Source organism: Streptomyces sp. NPDC057565 (assembly GCF_042801455.1).
GTDB lineage: Bacteria > Actinomycetota > Actinomycetes > Streptomycetales > Streptomycetaceae > Streptomyces > Streptomyces yanii.
The window spans coordinates 1-507 of the sequence record NZ_JBHVFU010000124.1 but is presented as its reverse complement, the minus strand read 5'-3'; the positions used below and the strand labels follow the sequence as shown (position 1 = coordinate 507).

Below are 507 nucleotides of genomic sequence, written 5' to 3'. Positions count from 1 at the left end.
GGGGGCCTGGGGGGGGGGCCGCGGCGGCGCCCGCCCCTCCTGTCCCTGCCTGCCGCGTATCAGAGGTTGTAGATCCGGGTGGTCGTTCCGCCGAGCACCTCCGCGCGCTCGTGTTCTGCCAGTTCCGCCAAGAGCTCGCGGGTCGTGTCCATCACCTGCCCGTAGTCGGCCGCGAGCGTGCACACCGGCCAGTCCGAGCCGAACATCAGCCGCCGTGGGCCGAAGGCCTCCAGCGCGGTCATCACGAAGGGCCGCAGATCCGCGGAGGTCCAGTGGTACCGGTCGGCCTCGGTGACCAGTCCGGAGAGCTTGGCCACGGTGTTGGGCAGCCGGGCCAGGGAACGCAGGTCCGCGGCCCAGGTGTCCTGCGCACGGGGGCGGACCGGAGGCTTGCCCAAGGGGTCCAGGACTAAGCTTGATCTTTAAGGCTGCTGCTCAGCCCCGCTGCGTCTAGGCATATCCGTTTTGCGCTGTTTCTTGCCGACTGGGTGGCGGGGTGCGGGTGTG

Annotated in this window: 1 pseudogene; it reads right to left on the bottom strand. The window is 70.0% G+C overall.

Annotation, left to right across the window (positions count from 1 at the left end):
* Positions 1–59: 59 nt before the first annotated feature.
* A pseudogene (locus tag ACFU8W_RS51375) lies at positions 60–416 on the bottom strand (amidohydrolase family protein); the annotation flags it as partial.
* Between the last annotated feature and the right edge of the window lie 91 nt (positions 417–507).